This window comes from Streptomyces sp. P5F9 (genome assembly GCF_057961495.1).
On sequence record NZ_JBXVPZ010000023.1, the window covers coordinates 20,113 to 32,570 of the forward strand.

Annotated in this window: 11 protein-coding genes; 6 read left to right on the forward strand and 5 right to left on the reverse strand. The window is 68.2% G+C overall.

The features are described 5' to 3' along the window. Positions 1-13: 13 nt before the first annotated feature. Complete coding sequence (locus tag AC31A1_RS06900) at positions 14-907, reverse strand: DMT family transporter (protein WP_489652359.1); 894 nt, start codon at positions 905-907, stop codon at positions 14-16. A gap of 72 nt (positions 908-979) precedes the next feature. On the opposite strand from AC31A1_RS06900, the gene AC31A1_RS06905 reads away from it, so the two are divergent. Continuing rightward, positions 980-1,879, forward strand: coding sequence for a LysR family transcriptional regulator (locus AC31A1_RS06905; RefSeq protein WP_489652360.1), 900 nt, complete (start codon positions 980-982; stop codon positions 1,877-1,879). A 204-nt stretch (positions 1,880-2,083) separates the two neighbouring features. On the opposite strand, the gene AC31A1_RS06910 is transcribed toward AC31A1_RS06905, so the two are convergent. Continuing rightward, on the reverse strand, positions 2,084-2,944 hold the full coding sequence (locus AC31A1_RS06910) for a phosphatase PAP2 family protein (RefSeq protein ID WP_489652361.1): 861 nt from the start codon (positions 2,942-2,944) through the stop codon (positions 2,084-2,086). Between the two features lie 131 nt (positions 2,945-3,075). Continuing rightward, complete coding sequence (locus AC31A1_RS06915; protein ID WP_318015932.1) at positions 3,076-4,110, reverse strand: LacI family DNA-binding transcriptional regulator; 1,035 nt, start codon at positions 4,108-4,110, stop codon at positions 3,076-3,078. A gap of 362 nt (positions 4,111-4,472) precedes the next feature. Here AC31A1_RS06915 and AC31A1_RS06920 point away from each other — a divergent pair, with 362 nt between their 5' ends. The 5 genes from AC31A1_RS06920 to AC31A1_RS06940 all read left to right on the forward strand — a co-directional run bounded on the left by AC31A1_RS06920 (position 4,473) and on the right by AC31A1_RS06940 (position 11,163). Continuing rightward, the gene (locus AC31A1_RS06920; RefSeq protein ID WP_489652362.1) at positions 4,473-5,747 is read left to right on the forward strand and encodes an extracellular solute-binding protein; all 1,275 of its coding nucleotides are present in this window, start codon (positions 4,473-4,475) and stop codon (positions 5,745-5,747) included. 140 nt (positions 5,748-5,887) lie between these two features. After that, positions 5,888-6,892 carry a carbohydrate ABC transporter permease gene (locus AC31A1_RS06925; protein ID WP_489652363.1) on the forward strand — a complete coding sequence of 335 codons (1,005 nt, stop codon included), beginning with the start codon at positions 5,888-5,890 and terminating at the stop codon, positions 6,890-6,892. Between the two features lie 13 nt (positions 6,893-6,905). After that, positions 6,906-7,772: a sugar ABC transporter permease gene (locus tag AC31A1_RS06930; protein ID WP_489652364.1), complete on the forward strand. Its 867-nt coding sequence runs from the start codon at positions 6,906-6,908 to the stop codon at positions 7,770-7,772. A 173-nt stretch (positions 7,773-7,945) separates the two neighbouring features. Then, positions 7,946-9,625: a glycoside hydrolase family 13 protein gene (locus tag AC31A1_RS06935; protein WP_489652378.1), complete on the forward strand. Its 1,680-nt coding sequence runs from the start codon at positions 7,946-7,948 to the stop codon at positions 9,623-9,625. A 161-nt stretch (positions 9,626-9,786) separates the two neighbouring features. After that, positions 9,787-11,163 (forward strand): alpha-amylase, encoded by a 1,377-nt coding sequence (locus tag AC31A1_RS06940; protein ID WP_489652365.1) that lies wholly within the window; start codon positions 9,787-9,789, stop codon positions 11,161-11,163. A gap of 60 nt (positions 11,164-11,223) precedes the next feature. Here AC31A1_RS06940 and AC31A1_RS06945 read toward each other — a convergent pair whose 3' ends face one another. After that, a complete protein-coding gene (locus AC31A1_RS06945) occupies positions 11,224-11,838 on the reverse strand; it encodes a DUF4232 domain-containing protein (protein WP_489652366.1) in 615 nt (204 codons plus the stop codon). A gap of 137 nt (positions 11,839-11,975) precedes the next feature. Further along, positions 11,976-12,176: a hypothetical protein gene (locus tag AC31A1_RS06950; RefSeq protein WP_489652367.1), complete on the reverse strand. Its 201-nt coding sequence runs from the start codon at positions 12,174-12,176 to the stop codon at positions 11,976-11,978. Positions 12,177-12,458: the final 282 nt, after the last annotated feature.

Genomic DNA, 12,458 nt, shown 5'->3' on the forward strand with positions numbered 1-12,458 from the left:
GGAGCCGCAAATGTCACAGCCCCGCGCCCCTAAAAGCAGAAGCCCTCACTGGGCGGGGTCTTGTCAGGGCTACGCCCGTAAGGACTACTGCCGTGCCTGCGATCACGCGTAGGCCTACTGTCTCGTTGAGCAGCACCGCGCCCAACGAAACCGACACAACTGGCAGCAAGTATCCGACCGTTGCCGCGCTTGTCGCGCCCTCGTCCGCTATCAGGCGGTAGTTGAGGTAGAAGGTCACGCCTGTGCCGAGGACGCCGAGAGCGGTTACCGCGAGCAGGGCCGTCAGGTCGGGGTGTACCGGGCCGGAGGCCGGTACGGCGAGCGTGGTCCAAGCTGTTGCCGCCATCAGTTGGGCCGCCGACGTCGCCAACGGGGCCTGGCCCGTGGTGAGTTTGCGGGCCATGTATGCGAAGGCCCCGGCGTAGCTCGCGGCGGCGCCCAGGAGGGCCGGCGCGCCCCAGGTGAGCAGGCCCGAGCGGTGCCAGGGGGCGAAGATCAGGATCGTGCCCGCGAAACCGAGGAGGAGTCCGGTCAGGCGGGCTCGGCTCAGGCCGCGGTCTGTGCCCAGCGCGATGCCGATCAGCAGGGACCACAAGGGAGTTGTGGCGTTCAGGACGCCCGCCACGCCGGAGTCGACGGTCTGTTCGCCGACGCTGAACAACGCGAACGGGATGGCGTTGCAGAACAGGGCGGCCACCGTGAGGCGGCCCCAGGTGGCGCGGTCGCGGGGCAGGCGCTGGCCGGCCGAACGGGCCAGGGCCAGGAGCACCAGGGTGCCCAGGGCGCAGCGGGTGATCGTGATCTGGGCGGGGGAGAGGCCGTGGTTCAGGGCGAGTTTGATCCAGAGGAAGCCCGACCCCCACAGGAGGGCGAGCACGGCCATGCGGACTGTCGAGGCGGGCTGCATGGGTCCACGGTCGGGCAGCTGGACCGTACAGGACAAGCGAATGATTCTACAGTGACCGTTAACCTGTGCTACATGCTTGATGTGCGACGCATGCAGGTACTACGGGCTGTGGTCGGGTATGGGTCGGTGACCGCGGCGGCCGCCCGGCTCGGGTATACGCCCTCCGCCGTCAGCCAGCAGGTCGGGGCGCTGGAGAAGGAGGCCGGGACCGCGTTGCTTGAGCGGGTCGGGCGCGGGGTGCGGCCCACGGCGGCCGGGCTGCTGCTCACCGGGTACGCGGACGCGATCGGGCGGCAGGTCGCCGAGGCGGAGACGGCGCTGGCGGACCTGGTGGCCGGGCGCACGGGACGGCTCACGGTCCGCTATTTCGCCACCGCCGGTGCCGCCCTGGTCGCCCCTGCCGTGGCCCGCCTCCGTGCCGAACACCCCGGAGTCCAGCTGGAGTTGAAGCTCACCGACCCTGAGGATCCGCTGCCCGAGGTGAAGGAGGGGCGGGCGGATGTCGCGCTGGTGGTCGCGGCGTCCGGGGTGTCAAAGGCCCATGAGGGCGTACGGCTGGTGAAGCTGCTCGACGATCCGTATCTCGCCGTCCTGCCCAAGGGGCACCGGCTGGCCGCGCGGCGGAGCGTCGAGCTGGGGGATCTGGCCGAGGAGCCGTGGGTCGGCAGCGAGTGGCCGGGGCCGTGTCTCGACGCCCAGCTCGACGCGTGCGAGGCGGCGGGGTTCCGGCCGCGGTTCGCGGTCCAGAGCGAGGACTACGTGACGGCTCAGGGTTTCGTCGCGGCGGGCCTCGGGGTCGCCCTGATCCCCCGGCTGGGCCTCGGCAGCCGCCACCCCGACGTGGTCGTACGGGTCGTACGGGATCCGGAGCCCGTGCGGACCATCCACGCGGCCGTCCGGGAGACGGCACCGCCGCAGCCGGCCCTACGGGCGTTCCTGCGCATCCTGCGGGACGCGGCGGACGTGGGCTGAGCGGGGTCCCGGCGATGTCAGCCGCTGGGGCTCGGCAGCGCCCTGAAGGGGCGCGGGGCTGTGTCGATCTGCGGCTCCACCGCGTGGGCGCGACCAGCCACGACGGCGCGGCAGCGGAACGACGGCAGCGGAACGACGGCAGTGCGGCCCCGCGGCGGAGCCGCATATCCACCCGGCCGCATATCCACGCAACCGGCGCAGCGGTCAGGCCTTCGTGGGTAGCAGGAGCCCGTCCGCCCCCCGTACCGCCACCGTCCTCGGCAAGGCGTACGGGAACGCGCCGTACCACAGGCGGGAGACCGTGAAGCCGAAGGCGAGGCAGAGCATGCCGCCCACCGCGTCGAGCCAGAAGTGGTTGGCCGTGGCGACGATGACCATGAGCGTCACCGCCGGGTACAACAGGCCCAGGACGCGGACCCAGGGGACTTTCGCCAGGGCGAAGATCGTCAGGCCGCACCACAGGGACCAGCCGATGTGCATGGACGGCATCGCGGCGTACTGGTTCGACACGTGCTTCAGGTCGCCCGACGCCATCGAACCCCAGGTCTGGTGGACCATGACCGTGTCGACGAAGTGGCCGCCGTTCATGAGGCGGGGCGGGGCCAGCGGGAAGAAGTAGTAGCCGACCAGGGCCACGGCCGTGGTCGCGAAGAGGACCAGGCGGGTCGCCGCGTACCGGCCCGGATGACTGCGGAACAGCCACACCAGGACACCCAGCGTCACCACGAAGTGCAGTGTGGCGTAGTAGTAGTTCATGCCGACGATCAGCCAAGTCACCGAATTCACGGCGTGGTTGACCGACTGCTCGACGGCGATGCCGAGATGGTGCTCCACCCGCCAGATCCAGTCGGCGTTGCGCAGCGCCTCGGACCGCTGCTCCGGGACCGCGTTGCGGATCTGTGAGTACGTCCAGTAACTCACCGCGATCAGCAGGATCTCGAACCACAGCCGGGGTCGGCGCGGAGTGCGCAACCGGCGCAGAAAACCCCGCCCCGCGGCGTCCGCGACGGGGCTCGGAACGGCTTCTTCACGGCCTTCCAACGTCGTCACGGTGGTATCACCCATAGACACGAAGTCTGCCAGAAAAGGCTTCCGCGACCGATCATCCCCTGGTCGGGTCCGGCTCGCATGTTCTACGACGAGGAGAGCGCCCGGACTACTACCAGCGCACTGGATGCGGCCGCGTTTCCTCCCCCTTAGGGACGATTCCGGTCCCCGGGTGCCGAAGCAGTCGACCCACGCACCACCAGCTCCGGCATGAACACGAACTCGCTGTGCGGGGCAGGCGTCCCGCCGATCTCCTCCAGCAGCGTCCGCACCGCCGCCTGCCCCATCGCCGGGACAGGCTTGCGGATCGTCGTCAGGGGAGGGTCGGTGAACGCGATCAGCGGTGAGTCGTCGAAACCGACCACCGAGACGTCCTTGGGTACGTCGAGCCCCCGCTGCCGGGCCGCCCGGATCGCACCGAGCGCCATCATGTCGCTCGCGCACACCACCGCCGTACAGTCGCGGTCGATCAGCGCGGCGGCCGCGGCCTGCCCGCCCTCCAGCGTGTACAGCGAGTGCTGCACGAGCCGGGTCTCCACGTCCTCGGCGGTCAGGGCCAGTTGGTCCTGCATCGTGCGGACGAAGCCCTCGATCTTGCGTTGTACGGGTACGAACCGCTTGGGGCCAAGGGCCAGTCCGATGCGGGTGTGGCCGAGCGAGACGAGGTGGGTGACGGCGAGAGTCATCGCCGCGCGGTCGTCGGGGGAGATGAACGGCGCCTGCACTTTCGGCGAGAAGCCGTCCACGAGCACGAACGGCACGCCCTGCGCCCGGAGTTGCTCGTAGCGCTGCATGTCCGCGGAGGTGTCCGCGTGGAGCCCGGAGACGAAGATGATGCCCGCGACACCGCGGTCGACGAGCATTTCCGTCAGCTCGTCCTCGGTGGAACCGCCCGGGGTCTGGGTGGCGAGCACCGGTGTGTAGCCCTGCCGCGTCAGCGCCTGGCCGATGACCTGCGCCAGGGCCGGGAATATCGGGTTCTCCAACTCCGGTGTTATCAGGCCCACCAAACCCTCGCTGCGCTGCCGCAGCCGTACCGGACGTTCGTAGCCGAGCACGTCGAGCGCGGCGAGGACGGACTGGCGGGTGGTGGCGGCGACGCCCGGCTTGCCGTTGAGGACGCGGCTGACGGTCGCTTCGCTCACCCCCGCCTGGGCGGCGATGTCGGCAAGCCGTGTGGTCACGGGAGTGGACTGTACCGGCCGTCGGCGCGCTGCGGGTTGCTGCGTCATCGCGATCCCTCGTGTTCTGGTCGGCTGCTGGTCGACGTACGGCATGCGGCAAGAGCTTGCAGAGTCTTGCACAAGTGTCCCCCTGCCCGCTCAGCCGCACCAGTACTGGGTTTCGCAGGGGTCGAGGAGAGGTCACGGACGGGTAACTCTCAGCCGGTCTTGCAGTTTTTTGCAGCAAGGACTTTCGCCGCGCTTGCATCGCTGTTACGTTCGGCGACGCCCGGCGGACGCAACGGCGCAGTCGGCAAGTCGACAGGGTGACGGACGGGACCGTCTCCCTGCACCTCACGGGCTTTCACCCTCAAGGAGAACTCATGCGGCGTGGCATAGCGGCCACCGCGCTGGTGGCGTCCATCGCCCTCGCGGCGACGGCCTGCGGCGGCAGTGACAGTGGCAGCGGCAAGTCCGACGGGCCCGTCACCATCACCTGGTGGGACACCTCGAACGCCACCAATGAGGCACCCACGTACAAGGCCCTGGTCGCCAAGTTCGAGGCGGCCAACAAGAACGTCAAGGTCAAGTACGTCAACGTGCCCTTCGATCAGGCGCAGAACAAGTTCGACACCGCCGCCGGCTCCAAGGGGGCCCCGGACGTGCTGCGTTCGGAGGTCGGCTGGACCCCCGCCTTCGCGAAGAAGGGCTACTTCCTGCCGCTCGACGGCACCGAAGCCCTCGCGGACCAGGCCCAGTTCAAGTCGAACCTGATCACGCAGGCCCAGTACGACGGCAAGACGTACGGCGTGCCGCTGGTCACCGACACCCTCGCGCTCGTCTACAACAAGGCCCTCTTCAAGCAGGCCGGGATCACCCAGGCGCCCACCACCTGGGACGAGTTGAAGACCGACGCGGCGACGATCAAGGCCAAGGCCAAGGTCGACGGCTACTGGGGCTCCACCCAGGCGTACTACGCGCAGACCTTCCTCTACGGCGAGGGCACCGACACCGTCGACGCCTCCGCGAAGAAGATCACCGTGGACTCCGCCGCCGCCAAGAAGGCCTACGGCACCTGGCTGAGCCTCTTCTCCGGCACCGGCCTGCACAAGGCCGACACCACCGCGGACGCCTACGCCCACATCCAGGACGCGTTCGTCAACGGCAAGGTCGCCGCGATCATCCAGGGCCCGTGGGAGATCACGAACTTCTACAAGGGCTCGGCCTTCAAGGACAAGTCCAACCTCGGCATCGCCACGATCCCGGCCGGCTCCACCGGCAAGTCCGGTGCCCCGACCGGCGGTCACAACCTCTCGGTCTACGCCGGCTCGGACTCCGCGCACCAGAAGGCGGCCCTGAAGTTCGTCAACTTCATGACCTCCGCCGCCTCCCAGTCGACGATCGCGCTGAAGAACTCGACGCTGCCGACCCGCGACGACGCCTACACCGCCGCCGTCAAGGCCGACCCGGGCATCGCCGGCTACCAGAGCGTCCTCGGCGCCGCCCAGCCGCGCCCGGCGCTCGCCGAATACAGCTCCCTGTGGGGCCCGTTGGACACCGAACTGCCCAAGGTCGCCGGTGGCAAGGAGTCCCTCGACAAGGGCCTGAGCAACGCCGAGCTGGCGATCGCCAAGCTGGTCCCGGACTTCAGCAAGTAGCCCCGAGTGGCCGTCGGATCCGCCAGAACAGGTACTGGGGGGACGGATCCGACGGCCATCGGCCTGCGCCGCCGTAGCCCTCGAACTTGCCGTGCCCGCTTGAACTTCCAGAAGGTCTTCCAGAAGGTGTCGAACGAATCATGACAGTCGCCATCGACCGCGCGACCGGCAAGCGCCACGGTGACCGCGCCCCCCGACCCGGACCCGGCCAACGCCTCAGGCACGGCTACCAGAAGCACTGGTACGCGTACGCGATGATCATCCCCGTGGTCGTCGTGCTCGGCGTCCTCGTGCTCTACCCCCTGGTGTACGGCCTCTACTTGACGCTCACGGACGCCAACAGCCTCAACACCGCGCGCACGATCGGCGTCAACCACATCGACGCCACCTACAAGTTCATCGGGCTCGACAACTACAAGGACATCCTGTTCGGCCCGACGTCGTACGACCGCTTCTGGTCGCACTTCATCTGGACGATCGTCTGGACCGCGCTCTGCGTCGCCCTCCACTACACGGTCGGCCTCGCGCTGGCTCTGTTGCTCAACCAGAAGCTGCGCGCCAGGACCCTGTACCGCCTCATCCTGATCCTGCCGTGGGCCGTCCCCACCTTCGTCACGGTCTTCGGCTGGCGCTTCATGCTCGCCGACGGCGGCATCATCAACTCCGCGCTGCACAGCCTGCATCTGCCCCAGCCGGACTGGCTGGAGAGCACGTTCTGGCAGCGGTTCGCCGCCATCATGGTCAACACCTGGTGCGGGGTGCCCTTCATGATGGTCTCGCTGCTCGGCGGCCTCCAGTCCATCGACACCTCGCTCTACGAGGCCGCCGAGATGGACGGCGCGAGCCCCTGGCAGCGCTTCCGCTACGTCACTCTCCCGGGCCTCAGGTCGGTCAGTTCCACCGTCGTCCTCCTCGGCGTGATCTGGACCTTCAACCAATTCGCCGTGATCTTCCTGCTGTTCGGCAACACCGCACCCGACGCCCAGATCCTGGTCACCTGGTCGTACTTCCTCGGCTTCGGCCAACAGCCGCGCGAATTCGCCCAGTCGGCCGCCTACGGCATCCTGCTGCTGGCCATCCTGATCGTCTTCACCTCCTTCTACCGCCGCTGGCTGAACCGCAATGACCAACAGCTCGCGATCTGAGGCAGGAGTCCCCATGAGCACCACGACCACACCGCAACGGACCCGCCGCCGGGGCGAGTTGAGCCGCGCCGGCGCCCTCGGCTCGCACGGCGTCCTGATCGTCGCGAGCCTGATCGCCCTCTTCCCGATCGCCTGGCTGGTCTTCCTCTCCCTCGGCCCGGACTCGGACGACTACCTCCACCCGGGCGGCATCTGGAAGAAGATGACGTTCGACAACTACTCGTTCGTCCTCCAGCACACGGGATTCTTCGACTGGTTGAAGAGCTCGCTGATCGTCTCGCTCGGCACCACGGTCATCGGCGTGACCATCGCCGCGAGCACCGGCTACGCGGTGTCGCGCATGCGCTTCCCCGGCTACCGGAAGTTCATGTGGGTGCTGCTGGTCACCCAGATGTTCCCGATAGCGGTACTCATCGTGCCGATGTACCAGATTCTGGCCGACCTGCAGCTCATCGACAGCTACCTTGGTCTCATCCTCGTCTACTGCTCGACCGCCGTGCCCTACTGCGCCTGGCTGCTCAAGGGCTACTTCGACACGATCCCGTTCGAGATCGACGAGGCCGGACGCGTCGACGGGCTGAACCCCTTCGGCACGTTCCTGCGACTGATCCTGCCGCTCGCCAAGCCGGGCCTGGCGGTCGCCGCGTTCTACAGCTTCCTCACGGCTTTCGGCGAAGTCGCGTTCGCCTCGACGTTCATGCTGTCCGACACGAAGTACACGTTCGCGGTGGGGTTGCAGACGTTCGTGAGTGAGCACGATGCGCAGCGCAACCTGATGGCTGCGACGGCTGTGTTGATCGCGATACCGGTTGCCGCGTTCTTCTATCTCGTGCAGAAGAACTTGGTCACCGGGCTTACCGCGGGCGGCACGAAGGGCTGAAAACGCCGGTGACGGGGGCGCCCCAAAGGGGCGCGGGGAACTGCGCGCCCAGCCCCCACTCAGCCGCACAAAAAACTCGAGGCGGCCGTGACGTCCATCCGACCCCGCTGACTTCACGGCCGCCTCGTCACCAACTCCCCATGACCAAACCACAGTTACGCACCAAGGACGCCATGACTCACCAGCACTCCGTCATCGCCCCGGCACCGAACTCCGCTCAAGCCAAGCGCCGCGACTGGTGGCGGGACGCGGTGATCTACCAGGTCTACCCTCGCAGTTTCGCCGACAGCAACGGCGACGGCATGGGTGACCTGGAGGGCGTTCGCGCCCGACTTCCGTATCTGCGTGACCTCGGGATCGATGCCGTCTGGCTCAGCCCGTTCTACGCCTCTCCGCAGGCAGACGCAGGCTACGACGTCGCCGACTACCGTGCCGTGGACCCCATGTTCGGGAACCTGCTCGATGCCGACGCGCTGATCCGCGACGCCCACGGACTCGGCCTGCGCATCATCGTCGACCTCGTCCCGAACCACTCCTCGGACCAACACGAGTGGTTCAAGCGGGCGTTGAGGGAGGGCCCCGGTTCACCGTTGCGGGAGCGGTACCACTTCCGCAACGGCAAGGGGGAGAACGGCGAACTCCCGCCCAACGACTGGGAATCCATCTTCGGCGGCCCGGCGTGGACGCGGGTCACCGAGCCGGACGGTTCGGCGGGGGAGTGGTACCTGCACCTCTTCGCCCCCGAGCAGCCAGACTTCAACTGGGAACACCCGGCGGTGGGGGACGAGTTCCGCTCGATCCTCCGCTTCTGGCTGGACATCGGGGTCGACGGCTTCCGCATCGACGTGGCCCACGGCCTCGTCAAGGCGGAGGGCCTGCCCGACCTCGGCTCCCACGAACAGCTCAAGCTCCTGGGCAACGATGTCATGCCGTTCTTCGACCAGGACGGCGTGCACGACGTGTACCGACAGTGGCGCACGGTCCTCGACGAGTACGCGGGCGAGCGCATTTTCGTAGCCGAGGCATGGACCCCGACCGTCGAGCGCACGGCCAACTACGTCCGCCCGGACGAACTCCACCAGGCCTTCAACTTCCAGTACCTGTCGACGGATTGGGATGCCGAGGAGCTCCGTACGGTCATCGACCGCACGCTGGAGGCCATGCGCCCGGTCGGCGCCCCCGCCACCTGGGTCCTCTCCAACCACGACGTCACCCGGCATGCCACCCGCTTCGCCAACCCGCCCGGCCTCGGCACCCAGATCCGGCTGGCGGGGGACAGGGAGCTGGGCCTGCGCCGAGCGCGTGCCGCGACCCTGCTGATGCTGGCGCTGCCCGGATCGGCGTACATCTACCAGGGCGAGGAGCTCGGCCTGCCCGACGTCGTCGACCTCCCGGACGAAGTCCGCCAGGATCCCGCGTACTTCAGGGGCGCGGGCCAGGACGGCTTCCGGGACGGATGCCGGGTGCCGATCCCGTGGACGCGTGACGGGTCGTCGTACGGCTTCGGAAGTGGGGGCAGTTGGCTGCCGCAGCCGGACGGCTGGGGCGAGTTGAGCATCGAGGCGCAGACCGGGACGCCCGGTTCGACGCTGGAGCTGTACCGGGCCGCGCTCGCCGCGCGTCGCACCCAGCCGGACCTCGGCGCGGGCGACTCGGTGGAGTGGCTGCGGGCGCCCGAGGGCGTACTCGCCTTCCGGCGCGGGGAGTTCGTGTGTGTCGCGAACACGAGCGGGGAGTCGGTGACGACGTCGGCGTACGGTCGTCTCCTGCTCGCGAGCGGTGAGGTGACGGAGGCGGACGGCGAGGCGAAGCTGCCCGCCGATACGACGACATGGTGGACAACCACACCGTAACCACCCCTCAACTCCCCCTCCGCCACAGGAAGTTCTTGCATCAACTTCACACGGCCCGCTGCCCTTTTGGGCGGCGGGCCTCTAACATCTGGGCGACTGCAAGGTTTCCACGGTGTTTCAGCAAGAACTGTCAAGAACCTTCAACGGAGAAGGGACCCCACATGGCCAACAGCAGATCACTTGCAGGAGCTTGCGCCCTCGCCGCCGCGACGGCCTTCCTGGTGCCCGGTACCGCACACGCCTCCCCGCCCGGCACCAAGGACGTCACCGCCGTCCTCTTCGAGTGGAACTTCGCCTCGGTCGCCAAGGAGTGCACCAACACCCTCGGCCCGGCCGGTTACGGCTACGTCCAGGTCTCCCCGCCCGCCGAGCACATACAGGGCTCGCAGTGGTGGACGTCGTACCAGCCGGTGAGCTACAAGATCGCGGGCCGGCTCGGCGATGCCACGGCCTTCCAGAACATGATCAACACGTGTCACGCGGCGGGTGTGAAGGTCGTCGTCGACACGGTCATCAACCACATGTCGGCGGGCAGCGGCACCGGCACGGGCGGTTCGTCGTACACGAAGTACAACTACCCTGGCCTGTACTCCTCGTACGACATGGACGACTGCACGTCGACCGTCAGCGACTACACCAACCGCGCCAACGTCCAGAACTGCGAACTCGTCGGCCTGGCCGACCTGGACACCGGCGAGGAGTACGTCCGCGCCACGATCGCCGGCTACATGAACACCCTCCTCGGCTACGGCGCCGACGGCTTCCGCATCGACGCGGCCAAGCACATCCCGGCGACCGACCTCGCGAACATCAAGTCCCGCCTGACGAACCCCTCCGCGTACTGGAAGCAGGAAGTCATCTACGGTGCCGGCGAGGCCGTCCAGCCCACCGAGTACACCGGCAACGGCGACGTCCAGGAGTTCCGCTACGCCTACGATCTCAAGCGGGTCTTCAACAACGAGAACCTCGCCTACCTGAAGAACTACGGCGAGGGCTGGGGCTACATGAGCAGTTCGGTGGCGGCGGTCTTCGTCGACAACCACGACACGGAGCGCAACGGCAGCACGTTGAACTACAAGGACGGCGCCAACTACACCCTGGCCAACGTCTTCATGCTCGCCTACCCCTACGGCGCCCCGGACATCAACTCCGGCTACGAATGGTCGGACGCGGACGCCGGCCCGCCCAACGGCGGTTCGGTGACGGCCTGTTGGCAGGACGGCTGGAAGTGCCAGCACGCCTGGCCGGAGATCAAGTCCATGGTCGCCTTCCGCAACGCCACGAGCGGCCAGTCCCTCACCAACTGGTGGGACGACGGCAACGACGCGATCGCCTTCGGCCGCGGCAGCAAGGGCTATGTCGCCATCAACCACGAGTCGTCGTCGGTGACCCAGACGTACCAGACGTCGATGGCCGCGGGCACGTACTGCAACGTCCAGAACAACACGTCGGTGACCGTCAACTCCAGCGGCCAGTTCACGGCGACCCTGGGTTCGAACACGGCGCTGGCGATCTACTCGGGCAAGTCGAGCTGCTGATCCCGGTGTTGGACGGCGGCGGCGTGAGGGTGGACGTCGCCGCCGTTCGGCCCGTGGGGGTCAGGAGCTGACGGTGATGTGCTTCGCCAGCGCGGTGACCGAGAGGTCGCCGTGGTCGACCCACTGGGGGAGGGCCAGGGTCTTGTGCCGGGTGGAGGCGGGCGGGGTGATCTCCAGGTAGGCGGCGTGCACCGCGCCCGACGTGCCGGTGTTGGCGTGGGTCCAGGCGACGACGGCCTCGGCGCTCTCGCCGTCCTTGAGAGTGAGGGTCTTCTTCCCGGGGTCGTGCGCGTACCAGGTGTTGCCCCAGGTGGTGTGGGAAGTGAGCTTCTTGTGGGCGGAGTTCTCCAGGCCCAGGCCGGGGTAGCCGCGCAGCGCACAGGTCCTGCCGCTGAGGTTGCGCAGCCGGATAACGACACCCTCGTGGTTCATGCCACCGGCGAGCTGCTGGCCGTAGGTCGCCTTCAGCGCGGCGGCGGAGCAGGTCGGCGTAGCCTTCGCCGTGGCCGTACCGCTGGAGGTCGCGGCGTTCGCGGTCCCCGCCCAGGCTGCGAGCCCCAGGCCGACGACGGCGCCCAGGCCGATCACCGTGCGCCCGACCTTGCGGTCCGAGCGGCGCCGGTGCTTGGCGGTGCCGGCCTGGTCGGTGGTGTTCTGGACTTCGTTCACGGTCATGGTCCCCACTCCTGCTTCACGGGCCGTGGTCCGCGGCCCGCACCGTCGTTCTGGTGCCGTACACAAGGTTCGATGCGCGGCATCGCGGATTTGTTCGCGGAGATCGCGGGAGATCCTGGAAAAACCTGGTTCCGGAGTCAGCGGTCGCGCGGCAGTGACAGAAGACGGTCGATCGCGGCCCTCGTGTAGTTGTCCGTGCCGCCGACTGTGATGTGCTTGCGCCGCTGCTCGGCCGTCCCGTGGTGGCCGGACTGTTCCAGCAGATCCGCGATGGCGTTGCGGGCGACGCCCAGTTCACGGGCGAACCTCGTCGTGGTCAGGTCCTCCGGACCGGCCAACGCCGACTCCAGCCGGGCGACGACTTCCGGGATACGTCCGTACGCGCGCCGCGTACCCCGGCCGCTCGGTGTCGTACCAGAGGGACCACTCGGCTACGGCCGCCGCGCCCCGCTTGTGCCCTACGGCTCGCGGGAACGGCCTGACCGGGTGGTTGTCGTACGACTCCGCCGGGTTGCCGACGGCGCCGGGCGTCACCCCGCGGCGCCTCGTGATGTCGGCCCACCCCATTGTTCGCCGGGTGCGTGACTCAAGCGCCGACGAGTGAGTAGCTGAAAGTTCTT

What these genes read in the sequence shown, in the direction of transcription:
- AC31A1_RS06935 (WP_489652378.1), top strand. Translation starts at nt 7,946, where the DNA reads ATGACTCACCAGCACTCCGTCATCGCCCCGGCACCGAACTCCGCTCAA.
- AC31A1_RS06905 (WP_489652360.1), top strand. Translation starts at nt 980, where the DNA reads ATGCTTGATGTGCGACGCATGCAGGTACTACGGGCTGTGGTCGGGTAT.
- AC31A1_RS06940 (WP_489652365.1), top strand. Translation starts at nt 9,787, where the DNA reads ATGGCCAACAGCAGATCACTTGCAGGAGCTTGCGCCCTCGCCGCCGCG.
- AC31A1_RS06900 (WP_489652359.1), bottom strand. Translation starts at nt 907, where the DNA reads ATGCAGCCCGCCTCGACAGTCCGCATGGCCGTGCTCGCCCTCCTGTGG.
- AC31A1_RS06945 (WP_489652366.1), bottom strand. Translation starts at nt 11,838, where the DNA reads ATGACCGTGAACGAAGTCCAGAACACCACCGACCAGGCCGGCACCGCC.
- AC31A1_RS06910 (WP_489652361.1), bottom strand. Translation starts at nt 2,944, where the DNA reads ATGGGTGATACCACCGTGACGACGTTGGAAGGCCGTGAAGAAGCCGTT.
- AC31A1_RS06925 (WP_489652363.1), top strand. Translation starts at nt 5,888, where the DNA reads ATGACAGTCGCCATCGACCGCGCGACCGGCAAGCGCCACGGTGACCGC.
- AC31A1_RS06920 (WP_489652362.1), top strand. Translation starts at nt 4,473, where the DNA reads ATGCGGCGTGGCATAGCGGCCACCGCGCTGGTGGCGTCCATCGCCCTC.
- AC31A1_RS06930 (WP_489652364.1), top strand. Translation starts at nt 6,906, where the DNA reads ATGAGCACCACGACCACACCGCAACGGACCCGCCGCCGGGGCGAGTTG.